Raw genomic sequence first — 18541 nt, forward strand, 5'->3', positions numbered from 1 at the left:
GATTTGTTTTTGTAAATATTAGTCCAATAACCCGAAGTGAATCCATGCTGCAGCTTTATTGCCCGGCTTAGCTAGTCGTATAGGCCCTTCCAAAGTTCCTCTATTGGTGTTACGTAGCCACATGGATTGTCCTGCGCTACCGAGAGGTTTAAAACTAATATTTGGAGCTATTGCATGGTCATAAAACTGTTCAGTAAACTGCCATGAAGAACCATCGGGATCTAAGAGATATGCTATAACTTGGTTAATATCAACATCGATACGCTCTTTTTCGGCGATTACCAAATCATTGTTCCCTGTAAATTCTTTCAACCAGCTATAAATACTGAAAGTTGTATTCTTGTCTTGAAAATCTTCTGGACTTACGATGAACGTGAGTGAGTTGCCTATATTACCATTTCTATTCACATTACTCTCCTCTACATGAATCTGATTGGTTTTATCACTGCATATGAGTATATTGGAATTATTATTAACACCCATATGATTGTTACAGTTGCTTAACTTTGGAAATACTTTAAGATCGGAATCTGCATAACTTTTATTTCTACCCTTGGACTTATATATAATCCACTGTTGAAAACCATAATCTTCTGGGTTGCCCTTACCATCCCTTCCGTCAATACATTGAAGATCGGTAAGGGTTACTTTTAGTTTTACTTCTTTGGTCAACGGTGGTACACAGGTCTTTACTGTTTGTTTAAAAATACTGCGCATACCAATACTTTCATTATTCATATTTTTGAGTTCATAAGCTATAGGCAATGCATAACTTGGATTTCCTGATTTTTTCTCTAAATAATCACTTAATTCGATTATATTTTTTTCTATAGTGGTCTGGGCTGAATTAATGGCCCCCGAGGATTCACCCCCGTAAAATAATGCCTTCACTTTAAAATTCTCTTCTTGTTTTAGGTAGTCAAACCCCATTTGTATACTGCCCTTTTGTATAAGACTCTTTAATTTGACATCTACGTTAGCCCCAAATTCTTTTAAATTCAAGTCTGATTCAACAACTACAATACCCCTTCTTCCATAGACCACCCGTGATACATAAACTAAATCTGAAACAGGTTGACTGGCATCAACAAATACTTCTGTCTTGTTTTTGGGATCAACATCAATAAAGAACATATTCTGAAAAAAATCGATCATATAATAATGATGTTTCTTCACGCTTCCATATTGCATTCCTAAAGTAGCAGATATTCCAGCAACTGAATTCGAATATTTGCCATTGACCTGAAACCCAAACTCTTCTAACGAATGAATTTCTTTATAATCAAAGCTTATATTAGCAGCGATGGTTCCTTTTATGGATTTAAAGGAATTAACGGCTTCTTGAAGATTGGAAATACTTTCAGGATGTTCTATTGTGATTGCTTTGCTACCCGTTATGTTGGATGAAAATATTACTGGATGCCTTTTAGACAAGACAGGGACATAAGATCCATTCAAAAACCCGGATGCCTTCAAGATCACTCCCGGTTTCATCCAATCAGGTGCCCCAGATGAGGTAAACTCCATAAACGATTTTGTGCTCGCTTTAATTTCTATTGGGGTTGTAGTACATACTTCTTTCGAATTTTCTTTAATACTACTACTCACTTCTTTTAAGTCGAAACGCTCTTTGAATGAATTATTTATGATTTCCAATTTCTTATATCCAGTTGGCCCAGAAGCGGTTCCACTGCTGGCAGTTTTAAAACTTTTTGACGCCAAATAATTCTGTATTGCCTGCCGCTGAGCTTGTTCCGAAGGTTTAACAGGCGTTTTTATGGTGTTTTCGTTCATTGAATTGATTTTCGAGGCTTTTTTATCCACCTTTTCAAATGTGGGTAGCTGAGCATAAGCCCTAGTGGATAGAATCACTATGATTAAAACTGTAATAATTTTTACTTTATTCATGATTTCTTGTCTGTAATTAATAAACATTTTGATTTTCCTCTTAGGTCTTTTTTCCACTTTTCGTATTTCAAAAACGCGGCAGGCAAAGTATATACCCATTGTATGGTTTAATATTGCAACACAGGTCATGGTACCAGTGCATCTACTTATCTTAGGTTAGGTTGGTGTCTTCCTCTCCTTTTGACCATAATGGCCTATCTCCCCTTTTTCCTCTTAAACTCTTGGTACAGGCTATTATTCAATGCGCCTTAAATTAAGATCTGTTTTGGTGTTCGAAACAATTTCGACTCTTGCTGCCCCAATATTAAAATGATCTCCCGGAAAAAAATGATCTCCCGGAAAAAACGGATCTTCCTCAAAAAATGGGCTATCCTTATGCATCATTATCAAAGTATTTAACATCGGTAAAATGCCTTTCTTGGTGATTTTGTATTTCCCTTTTAACATGCCTGTGTAAAAACTTGAATTTGGAAATGTTCTGACCGCTTTTCTTTTCATCAAAGGAAAATCACCATCCAATACAAGTTGGGAGACTTGTTTCGATTCGTTATTGACCACAAAGACCACCTTGGTTCCCAATAGGTCATGTATCTCCATTTTCTTGTTTACTTCACTGGATTTTCTGATCTGTGAATGTGTACCGTATTGTACTCCCCATATCAACATTACCGTTAGCCATATAATTTTTGTTTTCATAACTTTATATTTTAATAATCATCCTGATTCTCATATTCAGCCTTTTTTGCCCCTTTTTGGAATTCAAAGGAATACTCGGCGACTGGTATGTTTTTGGTTTCATTTTCCAAAGCCACACAAGTCATCGTGCCAGATAGCTTGCTTTTCTTTTTATTGGTATAGGTCATCTCCATCATTAGACTGTTGCCCCCAACCTTATCCAACCATTTTTCATTAAACCCTTTGGGTAGATTTTTGGACATTACCGCTTTGTAATTATTAAAACTCACAGGCGTATCAAATGCCACAAACATGACGATATGGTATTCTTCACCATCCATTTCAAAACCTTGGCAGGTGTACCCCAAAATTTCCTTGGTACCGATCTCATTAAAGGCAACCTCCGAAAAATCCTGTTCCATTTCTATTTCGTCCATTTTTGGTATGCCCATGGCCATTCCTGTTTTTTCCGAACCATTGTCCATGAACAGCACCATTAACTCCTTATCCATATCAAATACCATAAACATATTGCCCATTGATCCTGGACCTTTATCATTCGGAATTTCCGGTTGGTTGCCAAAATAATCGGCACCCTCGTTTAGATAGTAATGCATTTTAAGATTTCCTTCCTTGGTAGCCATTTCTAGGGTATACCGCCAATTAAAATCATAACTTGGGGGTAAGACCGAAGGATCTACCATTTTTCCTTTCCCCAGTCTCATATTGAAGATCTTCTCCATGGTCTGATCGGTCTCTTGTGCCACCTTTTCTTCTGATTTTCGCAGAATGGTTTCTTCTGCGGCATCTTTAGCCCGTTCTTTTAATTTTTTAAAAAATTGTGCTTGTGTGGTTAAACCCATTCCCATAAAAAGTAGGAGCAGTACTATTGTTTTTGTCTTCATAGGATGATCCATTTAAAGGTTCTTCTTCGGTGTTCTTCGAATTTCTAAACCAAAAGTATTGGACTGCCCCATATAAGGATACCACGTATGTAACAAAGCATGGAAGAAATGTATCCTTAATTTTAGATTACTGATTTTCAGCATCTTGCATGTATTCCAAGGGGGGTTTTTTGTACGTTTCCTTAAAACATTTTATAAAGTAGGAAGGTGTATTAAACCCTACGATGTACGCCACTTCATTAATGGTGGTATCGGAAGTCCTTAATATTTGTACCGCTTGTTTCAGGCGTTCAGAGCGTATAAAAGCAGTAGTGCTCAACCCGGTATATGCCTGTAGTTTACGATGTAGCTGCATACGGCTCATATGCACTTCTTTACAGAATCTGGCCGCGGTGAAATCAGGATCGAACAAATGCTTGTCAATTACTTCTTGGATCTTCTTCAAGAAAAGTTCATCTGTAGGTGTAACGGCAATATCCTTTGCCTTAAATATGTATTCTTGACTATATCTATTGCGCAATGCCCTACGGGTCGCTATAAGATTCTCAACCCGCTTTTCAAGGACCTTTAACTTAAAGGGTTTTGCCACAAAATCATCGGCTCCGGAGTGCAGCCCCTTTAATTCGTTCTCTTCGCTGGAATTTGCCGTAAGGAGTATAATGGGAATATGGCTGGTACGGACATCGGTCTTTAGGCTATTACACAGGGCTATGCCATCCCCATTGGGCATTTTAATATCTGAGATAATAAGATCCGGTATATTCTCCAATGCCTTTTCAATTCCTTCATTACCTGTATTGGCTTCCAATACGGTATACTTTACTTGCCATACGGATTTTAAGAAATCCCTGATTTCCTTATGATCTTCAACGATCAGTACAATGGGCAATGCCGAGGTAGCCAATTTTGACCTGAGGTCATTTTCATCCTTATCTTCCATATACGCCCCGGCATCGATAGTTTCTTCAAAAATAAACTTCGATTTGAAATTCGATTTTGCAACGGGCAGTACTACGTTAAATTGAATTTGATTCCCTTCTACCTTGGCGGTAATCTGCCCTTTGTACAGTGCTACCAATTCTTTAACCAAAAACAATCCAATCCCTGCGCCATCTGTATATTCGTCTTTTTGATAAAATCGGTTGAACAACTTGTTGGTATCCGAACTTAGATTCCCAGCCACAGAATTGATCACTACAATATGGACGGTATCATCCTCCCTCGTTGCCAAAAATTTACAAATACCCCCCGAAATGCCATGCTTAAAGGCATTTGAAAGGAGATTGGTCACTATCTTTTCAATGGCATCTTCATCATACCAGGTATCTCCCAAGTCATCTATCTCAATCCCATAGGTCATTCCCGCTTGTTCGGCTTGAAACTCAAATGATTTGGCAATGAGGCCCAAGAACAGTTTTAGGTCCGAATTGGTAACCTTTAACTTAATTTTTCCTTTTTCCAGTTTTGCCATATGAAGCAATTGATCAACCAAATTGACCAACCTCTTGGTATTGCGTTTTATTGTAGCGAAAATGGCATAATCAGTATCCGTAAGGCCTCCTGCCCCCAATTTGGCATCAATGGGTCCTGCAATTAGGGTTAAGGGTGTTTTAAACTCATGGGAAATATCGGTATAGAGTTTTGATTTTAACTGATTGAGCCTTTTAAACCTCAACGCCTCCGCTTCTTTCTGCCTTAAATCAAATTGCATTTTCAATCGCCATTTTAAATAATTGTAGATGGCAAATCCCAGACATAGCAGTAATAAAGCATAGAACGACTTTGACCACGAATTAAAATACCATGGGGGTGAAATGGTAAAATGGAACACCTCCGGGGTATCGTTCCAATATCCATCATAATTACTCGATTTTACTTCAAAACTGTACGCCCCGGGCGGAAGTTGGGTGTACCTTACAAAATTGGTATTTCCTGCCTCTACCCAGTTATTTTCATAATCAACAAGTCTGTATTTATATAGGTTTTTGTGTGGGAGTGAATATTGCATACTCGAAAACTTAAAGGTCACCGTGTTTTCATTGTACTTCAAACGAAGTCCGGATTGAATTTTTCGAGGTTTTCCAACAACGTTTAGTTCTGTAATGGTTGTTTTGGGGCTTATAGTGTTTTTTCTTATTTCATCTGGTTTAAACCAATAAAAACCTTCAAGGCCCCCAAAATATAATTGCCCATCCGGACCCGAAAAATAGGCTCCCGTATTGAATTCCGATGCCAAACCATCATAGTTTGTATAATTTATGATTGTTGGTGCCGAAGCGAGGTTCCTGCCCGGCGTGAATTTTGTAATACCCTTGTTTGAACTGAGCCATAAGCCCCCCCTCTTATCAGGTAGAATACCATAAACCACATTATTTGCAAGACCATCATGTTGATCGTAGTTGTAGAATGTATTCGTAGCTATGTCATAAACGTCCAGACCTGCTCCATATGTACCAATCCACAGTACATTATTAGGGGCGTAGTAAAGACTTTTGATACTATTTATAGATAATGAGTTGGCTATCGAATCATGTTGGAACATTGAAAATCTACCTTCATTTATATCAAATTTTGCGATACCGTCAGCATCCGTCCCCAGCCATAAATTTCCATCTCCATCTTCCGTTATGACCCTAATGTTCTTTAAGGCCATGCCTTTGTCTTTGTTAAGGATTGTATCATACTTTGCCATAATACCCCGTCTCTTATCGAATTGAACAAGCCCCTCTTCACCGGTCCCCAACCAAAACCTACCATGACCATCTTTAAAAATGTCCCATATATTGATAGCCTCTACCCTTATTTCCATATTTTCAATATAGTTGGTAATAGTTCCCTTCTTATCCAAAATAGACAGCCCCCCCCCCTGTGTTCCAATCCAGAGATCACCAGTACCGTCTGCATGAAGGCTAATAATGCGGTCAGAAAGAAGTGAATTGCCATTGGGATCATCTTTCCTAAAGGTTCGCCAACTATTGGATTGTGGTTGATATTGCGTCAAACCCTTCCCCGATGTCCCAATCCAAATAAAACCAGAAGCGTCAACGGCAATAGACCGAACCACATCAATATTGATATTCTCGGGAATTTGAAAATTGGTAAAGGAGTTGAACTTTTCAAGATTCACGTCATAATAACTTAGTCCTGCACCATCTGTTCCAAACCAAATGGTTCCTGTATAATCTTCATAAATACTTAGAATATCGTTATAATGAAGTGCCTTGGGATTGTACTTTTCCACCATGAATTGCTTGGCCGTATAATTCTTTAGGTCTATCAAAAAAAGGCCTTGACCATAAGTACCAATCCACAACCTTTCTTTGGAGTCTAGGTAAAGACATAGAATAATTAGATCTTGGGGTAGCGGTATATTTAAGGGTAATTCAGAAGAGCTGCTCAGAAATGCTTCCCCAGTGTCCCTAAAATACAGTCCACCCCCATAAGTACCAAACCACTGCCGACCATTGCCATCTAATACAATTGTGCTGAATTTATGGTCAATCCTTACTCCTTGAAAATTACTAGGGAAAACTATGGTGGACTTTGAATTCGATTTATTTACCTCAAAAATTCCAACATCGGAGGTAATAATCACCTTTTTACGTTTTTCGGCAATTGCATAAATACCCCCGGGGGCAGCCCCCAAATCAATCTTTTGTATTTGAAAATTCTCAGGGTCCATTTTATAAAACCCATTGGTGTAGGTGCCAATCCAAAAATTAAGTTCAGTATCTTGAAAAATGATACTGGCATTTTTTATTTCGGATATTGTTTCAAATTTATTGGTTGCCCTATTAAGTTTTTTTAGAACTTGGCTCGCAGGTATGCACCATATATTATCCCGTCTATCTACATATACTTTCCCTAAATGACTATAGGTTGGCCTAGTAATATCGATGAAATTAAACGGGTATACCTCGAACTTTTTACCATCATACCTATTTAGCCCATCTTGTGTCGCAATCCAGAGATAGCCAAGACTGTCCTGGTTAATGGATATGGCACAGTTCTGTGAAAGTCCATCCTTAATCGAAAGTTGCCTGAATGTTATTTGATCTTGGCCATGTAAGTATATCGTGAAAAGAACGGTTACGACATAGAAAAATGTCTTTGTTCGTTTCATGTTAAGGAAATTCGGCCATGGGTAGTTTTTCATACCCTAACAAAATAGTATCTTTATATGGGTACGTATTGTAAAAAAAGGACATTGTAAATGTCTAGGAAGCAACTTAAACTTATATAAGATGATCAAGGCTTTCGCTGAAAGACCAGAATTTGAAATTCCGGAGAACCTAAAACCTTTCTTGATTTCAGCTATTCACGGTCATACTGAAGATGCAATTCATTTAAGTTTTCCGAATTATCCTAATGGCTTCCCCGTATTCATCAATGTTTATGGTAGCTATCCAATATTGCATCTTAATGGTCGGGTTACAAGGGCTCCCTCTACATTGAATCTCGCGGGTCAGATATATGGGGAGATTCCAAAGATTGAAATACAGGGACGATTTGGACAGATAGGCTTTCTAATGCACCCAACCACTCCATATTACCTATTCCATTTGCCAGGGAATTTATTATTGAATAGTTGGTCTGCAATAGAGGAAATTTCCCCAAAAAACACAACTGAACTTTTTAAAGCATTGGATTCTTGTCAAGACCCATTACATAGATTACCCATACTAATGCATTATTTAGAACAACTTATTCCATGCAGATTGTCTCCAGTTCCTTGGCTCGACCAGTCCTTGACTGAGATATATGAATGTGATGGTCTTTTAAGCATCAAGGAACTTAGTGAAAGGGCTGGTTTGAGCTTGCGACATTTCAGAAGACTTTTTATAAAAATTATAGGAATACCTCCTAAATTTTTCTGTAAAGTGGTACAACTGAACACTATTTTTGAGAGTATAAACAATGCGAATACAGAAAAAATACATCATCTGGCCTATGACTGCGGATATTATGACCAGGCACATTTCATTAATGATTTTAAAAAACTGATTGGGGACAGCCCTGAAAAATTCTTGAACAGCAAATATGCCTATGTAAAAACCTATTTGGGCCGAAAAGGGTCATAAAACGCAAATGGCCAAGGGCTATCTGGCTTGATGTATTTTCCCCTCAATCGACTTAATATTGGTGCATTGACAAAATTGGGTTCGACCCAAATAAGGTTATAGGTAAAGTCTGTATTTATGATAAAAAATATCAGCTAGAAAATCCGGAAACATTTGAAATAAAATGGAATGCAACTTTCTAATGCTCCCTAACATCCAATATATATTTACCAATCCACTTACCGGGCTGGCTGGATATTTTGATTTACCCTGAAGAAATTCTCCGGATCGTATTGTTTCTTTATGGTCGTAAGTCGTTCATAATTACTTTTATAACTTGCCTTGATTCGTTCTTGACCTTCGTCCATTATAAAGTTGAGATAGGCCCCACCGGTCGAATAGGGATGAAGTGCTTCCCAATAGTCCTTGCACCAATCTTTAATTTTCTCTGCATTGGCCGGATCGGGATCAACCCCAACGATAACCCCAGCATATTTTGCGTCTCGGTTGGCCCAAGGCGTCTCTTCCTTTCCAACTCGGCTAGCGGCACCACTGATTGGATATAAATGCATTTGCGAAAGGGGCGTTGGAATTTTAGACCCAAACTCCAAATGTTTGGCCCTTACTTCCGAACCTAGGTCGTCGAAGTAGTCTGCCCTCCAGTACCATTGTAGACCAGGGGGCAACATTTCGTCGAACATGGTCTGAATAGCAGGATAAGGCATTTCCCCGACATGATGAAAGATGGGTTTCATTTCTAGGACCGGTCTGAAAACTTCTTCTTGTTTCTCAGGTCCTCCCAAATAAGACCAAACTATACCGCAGAACATTTTATTATGCAACTCTTCGGGAAAGGGCGCACCGGGGATAACCATGGTAGCTATAAAACCGTTAAGATCATCCGGGGCATCGTTGATAAAGGTATGATACCATTCCATAACCTCCTCGATTCTTTCAATGGGCCACAACGATGGCCCCCCTATGATATTCTTGACTGGATGCGCCTGAAACTTAAAGGAGGTTACAATCCCGAAATTTCCGCCACCTCCTCGGATAGCCCAGAATAAATCAGTGTTCTGTTTCGCGCTTACGGTCACAAAGGACCCATCTGCCAAGACCATATCCGCCTCCAGTAAATTGTCTATCGTTAGGCCATACTTTCTAGAAAGATAACCAACTCCACCCCCTAAGGTAAGACCACCCACTCCCGTGGATGAAATAATACCTGCTGGAACGGCAAGTCCAAATGGATGTGTGGCATGATCTACCTCTCCCCATAAATTTCCGCCACCAACCCTGACCGTACTATGCTCCACATCTATATGAACAAATTTTATTCCGGAAAGATCGATGACCATGCCATCATCACAAAGTCCGAGGCCACCCCCATTATGACCGCCTCCCCTAACGGCAACCAAGAGGTTGTTCTCCCTACCAAAATTTACAGCGGATATTACGTCTGCTACGTCGGTACACATGACGAACATTGCAGGGCGCTTATCTATCATTGCATTGTAAATTTTGCGCGTTTCGTTATAATTTGGGTCTTTAGGGAAAATGACTTTCCCCCTAATCTGAGCGGTAAAAGCATCTAAAACAGAGGCTTCCAATTCCTTAATCTTACCTTTTGTTGACATGATTGTTTTGTTTAATTAATGATGATTTGATTGTTGTTATTACTTCTATTTTTTGAGAAGTGTTTATTTCTCAATGTGCATTGGACTTCATCGTATCGATTACAAAATCCAGTGCAGTATTCCAAGCTTCCATAGTTTTTAACGTCTTGTACCCTCCCAATACTTCATCAATGGTTTCGATCATCGCTTGTTTCACCACAGGGTAGTATTCGGCCTTTACACCATATTGGATATGACTTTTACCCAATTTTGCCAGCCCTTTTTTGAGATGTTCCGGTCTAGATAGGGAATAGACGATTCCACCTAACATATGGGTAAGTAACCGCCCCTGATCGGTCATGTTATTACTAAATAACGCCCTGACAAAAGGGGCTATTTCAAATACTTTATCATAGAATGTTTTGGCGAATTTATCCTCGTCCTCCAACATAATGTTCATTGAAGCCTGTAATTCAAGTTGAAGATCCATCGCTTTAAAACCTTTCAATTCGAATAAATTCAAAGGATCTTCCTTCCCTGCCAATTTGTTGCAGAACTTGCGCCCAATTATCACTGTTTCTTTATTTACATTGTCCAAGATCGTTTCCGATATTAGAATATCCGTATTCGTTACCTTGGTTTCATTTTGGATACGACTAGCCACGTTTACTGGGTCTCCAATGACCGAGAATTGTTTATGTGTAGGATGTCCAAGATGACCTAAAAAGGCGGTCCCGAAATTGAGACCAATTCCTGATTTCAGTTTAATCTCTATGTCCTTTAAATCAGACCTGTTGAGGGAATCAAGGGCATATTGCATTCCTAATGCAGCACGTATTGCATCTTCACAATTCTTCTCGGCTGTACCACCGGTGGTACCAAATACACCGACAATCTCGTCTCCAACATATTGGTAGATAACACCATTGTTCATCAATATGGGCTCCCCTAATGCGGTATAGAACTTATTGAGCATATAGGCTATGTCATAATTGAGGTTTTTGGAAGAGAGGTTCGTGAAATTTCTTAAGTCACAGAAAAGAATGGCAATCGGTCTTTCTTCTGCCCTGCCCGTGGGGACTAATTCTTTTTGTAGATTGTTGACTTCTCCACTTGACCAAATCAGGCGTTGTAGTGTTACATCACCTTTAGGTCTTGCCTGACAGGCCAGTCTTATAGATGGATCCCACTTTCGGGCCTGGCTACTAGACTTTTCGAATTCTGTTTTGGGACTAAGATTACTTACCCCATCCAGGACCCTTACCCTGCAGGTGGTACAGATACCATTTCCACCGCACTCATGCAAGTGGGGAATTCTGTTCGCTATTGATAGGTCAAGTAGTGTATTGGTATTCGATTTGAACGTTACCTGTCGATTGATTGCCGAGTATGTTAAGGTTTTGACCATTTGATTTTGTTTTAATATGGTTGATTGGATAACTATTTGGCATTGGTCAAAATTAAATTTGAAGATTGATTTTTTTTACACCCTATTCTATGATTTATAAAAATCACACTTTAGCTAGAGACACTATCACACAATTGTGTGATACTGATAATCATTGTTTTAGGTGTTGTAATACACGTAGAATTGGATAACTTTGACAAAATGTAATCTTTGGTTGGGTATATCCGAATAAACCATTGGAATCATTGGAAGTTTGATTTTTGTATCACGAAAATTATTGACATGCTGGGTAAACAGCTATTCTTTTTATTAATTATAATCGGTTTCAAGTTCGCGACGGGACAACCTAACGAGTTGGATAGTCTGAAGACGGTAGTAAACCTGATGCCAGAGGATTCTTTGAAATGCGAGACCTATTTACGCATTGCCGATCTGCTATATTCAGGTGAGGAATCTGAATGGTATGCCAACAAGGCATTGAGGCTTTCCAAGAATTTGAATAGCCCTAGACTTATCGGTAGATCATATCATAGACTGGCTTGGTGTCATGGTCTGGATGAGATGGATAAGAAAACCGCCTATTTAGACAGTGCTACAATCCGGTTTACTTCGATAGCCGATAATTACGGTCTCGGAAGTGTATATGATACCAAAGGGACAATCCTAATGGCCTATGGTTCAATCAGCGAGGCTTTGAAGGCCTATCAACAAGCCTATGATTTCTATTCAAAAATACCTGACTCTGAACGACAGGCAGGTGTACTGAATAATTGGGCGATTGCAGAATATACTGGCGGAAACACAAAAGAGGCACTTTATAAATTTCAAAAGGCTCTGGACTATAGAATAACTGAGAAACCGATTTCGCATATCGATATCGCACGCCTCTATCAAGGCTTGGGGGAGTGCCATAGAATAAATGGGGATATGGAAATGGCGGCAACAAATTATCTCAAAGGATATGAGCACAGGAACGCCGTAGAAAATATTGGTGTGGTAGAATCGATGCTCAGTTTGGCTTCCCTGATTTATGAGGCCGCCGAAAGAAAAATGGATACATTGGCTATTGTAGGGCTAGTGAATGATTATGGGTTTGTTAGCTCGCTACACCTTATAGAAAGTGCAGAAAAGACAAGGGGAATAGCGGATAGAATTGGGATGAAAAACGCTATCATGGATGTGAGACGTCAACGTAATATATTGAATAAGGATTTTAAGGCTGCTTACGAAATTCTGCTGAAACAGAAACAACTACAAGAAGAGTATAAGCTCAGTGAAAGTAGTTTGGAGGCTATGGCCGATATGAAGGTCAAGTTCGAAAAAGACCAATTAAAGATCAAACTACTTGAGGAAGAGGTAGTCAATCAAAAAAGCCAAGATCGCATGACTATGTTATTATTTTCCCTCGGGGCGTTGTTATTAATCGCTATAATAGGGCTGCTCTATTACCAAAATCGTGTAAAGACGGGTCAACTCAAACTTAATGAAGCTCATAGGGAACAACAGATCGTCTCTATGCGTTCTATGTTGGAGGGACAGGAAAAGGAACGTTCGCGTATTGCCCGCGATCTTCATGACGGCCTTGGAAATTTATTGTCGACCCTGAAGGTGAACATAGGTAGCCTTCAAATCAATTTCGATGATAAGAATTCAAAAAAGATTTATGGTTCGGCCAGCCAAATGATCGATGAAGCCTGTATTGAGGTACGAAAGATCGCCCATGAGATGATGCCACAGGCGCTCAAGAAATTAGGACTCCGAAAAGCTTTGGAAGATCTTGTTTTAAAAATGGACGCCATACATGAATTCGATGCGGAATTCCATGTTCATGGAAAGGAAAGAATTTTTGATGACAGTACCAATGTGATGCTCTTCCGAATCGTACAGGAAGCATTGAACAACATTGTAAGGTATGCCAAAGCGAAAGAAGTCTCAGTGCAGATAACCTATAGTGAGGATTGGTTCGACCTCACCATTGAAGATGATGGAATAGGTTTCGACCCCAATGCATTGGATACCGACAAAGGAATGGGCTTAAAGAGTATCGCCTTCAGGACCGAATTCATTAAGGGCACCTATGACCTTACCAGTCGCCCCGGTGTGGGAACCTTGGTAACAATAAACATACCCCTGAACAATATTCCAGAAGCCTAGTATAATCAATCGAATATGACATGGAGATGATAAAAGTATTATTAGCCGATGACCATCAGATAATGCTCGATGGATTAAAAGCAATTATAGCCAAAGACAGATCGCTCAAAGTAGTCGGTACGGCTTGCAATGGACTGGAAGTACTGGAGTATCTTAAGAAAGAACCTGTTGATGTGCTGTTACTTGACCTACAGATGCCCGGCATGGATGGACTCGAGACCACTTTGCATGTTAAGAAGTCCTTCCCGAATGTAAAAGTAGTCATGCTTACTACAAATGACGAAGGAAGTATCATTATGTCCTTGTTCAAGGTGGGTGCCACTGGATATCTATTGAAGAATGCCTCAAAGGAATACCTTATTCAAGGGATCAAGGATGCACATGCAGGGAAAAGAGTTCTCAGTTCGCATCTTACGGAAAAGATGATCGAAAGCCTTACCGAAGAGCCGAAAATCAAAGAAGGAACCATACCCAAGATCACCAAACGCGAGATTGAGGTGATAAAATTGATCGCGCAGGAATACACCACGCAAGAGATTGCAGATACACTATTCGTTAGCACCAATACCGTGGCTACCCATAAACGGAACCTATTTGTTAAAATGGAGGTAAAGAACTCCGTAGGTATGGTCAAAAAGGCTTTGGAATGGGGACTATTAGATCAACGTTAGAAATTTGTTGACCCAGACACCCTTTCTTAAAGGTTTCTTTATAGGGAATATAAAGAAGCCCCTCAATGATATTCTAACGAGATTATCCACACAATTTTGCAAGACAGATTATGGGTTCAATTGCGGGTATTTAAAGCTACCATAGGCATGGTAAATCATTTTATCAAAAATCTACAAATGCATTTTAAATTTTGAATTCCCAATAAATACCTGAATTTAATATAACAACGATAGTTAAAATCGGTAAAAAGGCCTAAGTGCTCGTGCGCTTTTAATCCCTAATTTCCAGTAGCATATAAAAGTAAGCTTCCATATTAGGAAAAACAGATACCTATCTTAAAAATCTATATTCCCTTGGAATTTCACCAGAGATGTATTTATCGTTATTACAACTCACTCCTATAATAGTTTGATATATTTATTATTCCTTTATCCAAATGCATAACAAATTAACACACTTAAATGCCTTTGACCCAATAAATCAATGACACCTAATCATTGAACTTTCCCTAGATTCATAAGTGTCGATCTACTGCCCTACCCTAAATGTCATCACCAAAAGTGATGACATTTCGTTTTTAAAACGATATCCAATAAAACAACCTTTAAAAAGTATCAAATGAAAGCATACACCGTCCTCCTTATTTTTATTCTATCACTACTATCGGCTTGCGGAAATAAAAACTCAAGTCGTGCCAATACAAACTTTGACGACTATGGCAATGGGTATGAGGAAGGGTTCACTACCGAATCCAATTTCGAAAATGAACCTAACGAAACTGAACCAAAATCAGGCATCTTTGAAAAGTTTGGAAAAAAGAAGTTGAAGACCCATCAATTTCGGGATGCGCGAACAGGTCTTGTCGTGAGCAGCTCAAACTATCCATCCGAATGGACGGTAATATCGAAACCCAGTTACACCATTGACCAAAAACTCCCGGTTTTTTTGACACAGATTGAAGGTCCGAACAATCTAAAATCTTTCAATACGCCAATGAGTGTGCATATTTCATATCAAAACCCACAGACGTATCAGTTTATGAAAAATTCCGTTGCCGCCAACTTGCACCGGGCCATGGTAAGCAATCAACGTATTCTTGAAGAAGAAGTATCGCCACGAATGCAGAACAGTGGGTTCAAATTCATAGAGAATATCAGACTGCCCAAAATGGAAAACTACCTCCGGGAAAAAATAAGTGCAGAAAGTGGGGGGCAGGTTCAATTGGACATCATGGCAACGGTCTGGAAAAACAATAATGGCCAAAAAGCATTGGCCACAGTAGGTAAAATTTACATGCAACAGCCATTAAGTTTTATCGATACCATGACGCTCTGGATGTACAGTACCGATTATATGTTTGTCGATGAGACCTACTTTACCGAGACCATCTCAGCTTTTGAGGATGCGCTGATCACCTCAAAAGAAAATCCGAAATGGAAACAGTATGTCACACAGTTGAATCGGTTACGCGCACAAAAGGCAGCTCAACGCCATCAGCTAAATATGCAGAACAGGCAAGCTGCATTTAATGCCCATCAAGAGAAAATGAGGGGGATTTGGGCGGCACAGGATGCCAACCATGCATCGTTCATGAACCGAACATTTGGTCCTGGCAGTGATACGTCCCATAAAAATTTCCTCAATATGATAAACGAAGAGGAAACCGTTTACAACCCCCTTGACAGGAAAAATTATCAGGTTGATGCGGGGTCAACCCAATATTGGATGGATAGTGACGGTAATTACATTAAAAACAATGACCTATTCTACAATCCCAACGGAGATATTAACCTTAATAATAGGGAATGGATCAAAGTTGGAAAGGCCTTTTGATGACTTTTTAGCATTAAAATCCCATGTGGATAAAATCAAAACAACATTAAGAAATAGTAACCTCTTTAACATGCCAAACATGAAAATTCCATATAAAGATTTCATATTGCCCCTTATTGTCCTTGCCATCGTAATTTCCTGTAGTTCAAATGATGGCACAAATGAACCGATAACAGATGATGATATTTACCAAGGCGATGAAAATCCCACGGGCAGTACGGTTGAAATGGTTGATGTACAAATCTTGCTGCCCGAAAATTCCAGCGTGGACTTTACAACTGGAACCTTGGTTTCACTGGGGGCCAATTCGGATATAGATACCAATGGGGCCGGAAATCTGCCCTTAAACAGTGGAACCATAGAGGTTGGATACCTTCTGGATGCGGACAACAATGTTTTACTCGCTGGATTCATTTCTGACGAAAGAAAAGAGCTATCCGTTGAAACCACAGCTGAAATTATACTGTATTATGCCTTAGGGTATTATTTGTTGCCTGATAGCGCAAAAAGTGCCTTTTTAAAAAGTATTGGGCAAAATCCAAGCTTTCCCAATTTTGTAAAGGAAATCCAAACCTTGTTCACAAGCGATCCCTTCTTCTATAGTAATGGTGGTTATGAACCGGCTCTACAAAACTTTTTAAACCAAATAACTTCAAAAAGTTCAACCGGTATTGAAAATCGAATTTATTTTAACGATGAAGACACCAAAAGCGGTGTAACACTGTCCAGTGTTGATTCAACCCACATAGTGTTGCAAAATTCCCTACCGAGAAGATCTAACGTCATCATTTACAAAAAGAGTTATAGCGACAGAAACGGTGATCTTTTTGAAATTCCAAACTACACCTCCAGTACTTTTGAGAGTTTTGAATTGGAGGCAGGCAAGACCAACAAAATAGAAACTTTGGAATTGGGAAATTCGGTCCAACAAATAAATGCACAACAGGCATCAATTGACAATAGTATAAAAACAGACCCGATTTTATTGCCCGTAAATCCCGCCTCTGAGTTTGTGGCCGAATACGAAGTTGTCATTATTGGTTCCGGTCAGGCCAATTCCGATGAAAGAAACATGACCGAGGATGAGCACAATATATATACCGAGACCAATAAAAAAACGTATGTCATCGACTATTTTTTACCAACGCTTCTTGATATCAGTGGCAATAAATCATTACTGCCGCCATTTGGCAGCAATAAAGAAAATGCACTGCTCAATGCTGTCCTCCCGGTCCTTGAGCAATATCCCGAGGTAATTGAAGAAGTCGTGGACAACGAGTTCAAGGAAGCAACGAACATTTTTCTTCCAGCCTTGTATGGGGATGTTAGATTGAGCAATGATTTGCGTAACATTTTACAGGAAGTTTACAATATATTGTCGGGCAACGGTGACTTTCCCAATACCTTTATACAGGACCATGAACTAATTGAAACCGGTCATCAAAGAACAAAGATCATACTTGCCACCATAGACAAAAACATAAAAGCAACAAATAATTATTCCAATTTCGGTGGTCTGCGCACAACGGCTTTTAATTTTGAAAGTTGGGACGTTAGATCTATCGATGCTGTTGTTGAGATGCAACGGGATAATGTTGAACTCTGTTTGGGGCAAGCCACCGAGCTTCGGGTAACCGCAATTACCGATCTTGAACCTGACTTGGAGGAATTTGAATTTCATTGGAGTACATCGAACGAGTATGGAGGAAGGGTTCAGGATATTGGTGATGATCCCAACAATTTTGGTGAATCAATTATTACAAAAAAGAATTATGTATCGTACATCAGCACCGCACTGGAGTCCGAATTAGGGAGTGGTGACAATAAGGAAACAGTAACGGTCATTCTGTACATACGCAATAAAAACACCGGTGAATTATCGGAGGCCGGACGGGACACTATGACCATGAACAACAAGAAAGGCTGCGAGTCTATTACCGTGTCCTTTACAAGACAATCCAACCTTAAGGAAATCCCTAACCCAGGGTGTCCCAATAACATCAGTTATCAGGCCTTTAGCCCAATTCCTTATACTGCGGATTTTGCAGCTGTTGAAGGTGCCACTGGTTATAAAGGGATCATTACCTCTAGTAATGGCGTAGTGAACAACGAAAGAGTTCTTGATGAAAGACAATTAGAGGATATAGGAAATGGAATCTTAAGGTATACATCAGGTGTAGGAAGCATTATTTTTTATGATAGTTGTGATCAATCCCAAGCCATGGTGCGTGCACAAGAGCTGGTTGAAAATATTATTGTTGAACCAATAAGCATTGAAATTATTCCAATATTTAATTAGTGCGTGAACTA

11 protein-coding genes are annotated in these 18541 nt (G+C 39.4%); 5 read left to right on the top strand and 6 right to left on the bottom strand.

The genetic code is table 11. The annotated features are described in order from the left end of the window. Window positions 1-18 precede the first annotated feature (18 nt). From LX92_RS18355 to LX92_RS18370, 4 genes are all read right to left on the bottom strand, one after another. Window positions 19-2007, bottom strand: a complete 1989-nt coding sequence (locus LX92_RS18355) for a thiol-activated cytolysin family protein (protein ID WP_170117889.1) — start codon at window positions 2005-2007, stop codon at window positions 19-21. A gap of 135 nt (window positions 2008-2142) precedes the next feature. Continuing rightward, window positions 2143-2604 (bottom strand): hypothetical protein, encoded by a 462-nt coding sequence (locus tag LX92_RS18360; RefSeq protein WP_109653752.1) that lies wholly within the window; start codon window positions 2602-2604, stop codon window positions 2143-2145. An 11-nt stretch (window positions 2605-2615) separates the two neighbouring features. Continuing rightward, complete coding sequence (locus tag LX92_RS18365; RefSeq protein WP_170117890.1) at window positions 2616-3488, bottom strand: DUF4412 domain-containing protein; 873 nt, start codon at window positions 3486-3488, stop codon at window positions 2616-2618. A 127-nt stretch (window positions 3489-3615) separates the two neighbouring features. Then, window positions 3616-7611, bottom strand: a complete 3996-nt coding sequence (locus tag LX92_RS18370) for a hybrid sensor histidine kinase/response regulator transcription factor (protein WP_170117891.1) — start codon at window positions 7609-7611, stop codon at window positions 3616-3618. A 121-nt stretch (window positions 7612-7732) separates the two neighbouring features. Between LX92_RS18370 and LX92_RS18375 the strand changes: the two genes are divergently transcribed. Beyond that, window positions 7733-8569 carry a helix-turn-helix domain-containing protein gene (locus tag LX92_RS18375; protein WP_109653758.1) on the top strand — a complete coding sequence of 279 codons (837 nt, stop codon included), beginning with the start codon at window positions 7733-7735 and terminating at the stop codon, window positions 8567-8569. Between the two features lie 218 nt (window positions 8570-8787). Here the strand turns inward: LX92_RS18375 and LX92_RS18380 are convergent, their stop codons facing one another. Continuing rightward, a complete protein-coding gene (locus LX92_RS18380; RefSeq protein ID WP_109653760.1) occupies window positions 8788-10185 on the bottom strand; it encodes an FAD-binding oxidoreductase in 1398 nt (465 codons plus the stop codon). A 70-nt stretch (window positions 10186-10255) separates the two neighbouring features. Next, on the bottom strand, window positions 10256-11572 hold the full coding sequence (locus tag LX92_RS18385; protein ID WP_109653762.1) for an adenylate/guanylate cyclase domain-containing protein: 1317 nt from the start codon (window positions 11570-11572) through the stop codon (window positions 10256-10258). 282 nt (window positions 11573-11854) lie between these two features. Between LX92_RS18385 and LX92_RS18390 the strand changes: the two genes are divergently transcribed. From LX92_RS18390 to LX92_RS18405, 4 genes are all read left to right on the top strand, one after another. Continuing rightward, the gene (locus LX92_RS18390; protein WP_109653764.1) at window positions 11855-13726 is read left to right on the top strand and encodes a tetratricopeptide repeat-containing sensor histidine kinase; all 1872 of its coding nucleotides are present in this window, start codon (window positions 11855-11857) and stop codon (window positions 13724-13726) included. A 20-nt stretch (window positions 13727-13746) separates the two neighbouring features. Continuing rightward, on the top strand, window positions 13747-14397 hold the full coding sequence (locus LX92_RS18395; protein WP_109653766.1) for a response regulator: 651 nt from the start codon (window positions 13747-13749) through the stop codon (window positions 14395-14397). 619 nt (window positions 14398-15016) lie between these two features. Continuing rightward, window positions 15017-16231 carry a hypothetical protein gene (locus tag LX92_RS18400; RefSeq protein ID WP_109653768.1) on the top strand — a complete coding sequence of 405 codons (1215 nt, stop codon included), beginning with the start codon at window positions 15017-15019 and terminating at the stop codon, window positions 16229-16231. 79 nt (window positions 16232-16310) lie between these two features. Continuing rightward, entirely contained in the window at window positions 16311-18530 is a 2220-nt protein-coding gene (locus LX92_RS18405) for a hypothetical protein (protein ID WP_146197869.1), read from the top strand. The last annotated feature ends 11 nt before the right edge of the window (window positions 18531-18541 follow it).

It is taken from the genome of Maribacter polysiphoniae (genome assembly GCF_003148665.1).
Lineage (GTDB): Bacteria > Bacteroidota > Bacteroidia > Flavobacteriales > Flavobacteriaceae > Maribacter_A > Maribacter_A polysiphoniae.

What these genes read in the sequence shown, in the direction of transcription:
- LX92_RS18355 (WP_170117889.1), bottom strand. Translation starts at nt 2,007, where the DNA reads ATGGGTATATACTTTGCCTGCCGCGTTTTTGAAATACGAAAAGTGGAA.
- LX92_RS18360 (WP_109653752.1), bottom strand. Translation starts at nt 2,604, where the DNA reads ATGAAAACAAAAATTATATGGCTAACGGTAATGTTGATATGGGGAGTA.
- LX92_RS18365 (WP_170117890.1), bottom strand. Translation starts at nt 3,488, where the DNA reads ATGAAGACAAAAACAATAGTACTGCTCCTACTTTTTATGGGAATGGGT.
- LX92_RS18370 (WP_170117891.1), bottom strand. Translation starts at nt 7,611, where the DNA reads ATGAAACGAACAAAGACATTTTTCTATGTCGTAACCGTTCTTTTCACG.
- LX92_RS18375 (WP_109653758.1), top strand. Translation starts at nt 7,733, where the DNA reads ATGATCAAGGCTTTCGCTGAAAGACCAGAATTTGAAATTCCGGAGAAC.
- LX92_RS18380 (WP_109653760.1), bottom strand. Translation starts at nt 10,185, where the DNA reads ATGTCAACAAAAGGTAAGATTAAGGAATTGGAAGCCTCTGTTTTAGAT.
- LX92_RS18385 (WP_109653762.1), bottom strand. Translation starts at nt 11,572, where the DNA reads ATGGTCAAAACCTTAACATACTCGGCAATCAATCGACAGGTAACGTTC.
- LX92_RS18390 (WP_109653764.1), top strand. Translation starts at nt 11,855, where the DNA reads ATGCTGGGTAAACAGCTATTCTTTTTATTAATTATAATCGGTTTCAAG.
- LX92_RS18395 (WP_109653766.1), top strand. Translation starts at nt 13,747, where the DNA reads ATGGAGATGATAAAAGTATTATTAGCCGATGACCATCAGATAATGCTC.
- LX92_RS18400 (WP_109653768.1), top strand. Translation starts at nt 15,017, where the DNA reads ATGAAAGCATACACCGTCCTCCTTATTTTTATTCTATCACTACTATCG.
- LX92_RS18405 (WP_146197869.1), top strand. Translation starts at nt 16,311, where the DNA reads ATGAAAATTCCATATAAAGATTTCATATTGCCCCTTATTGTCCTTGCC.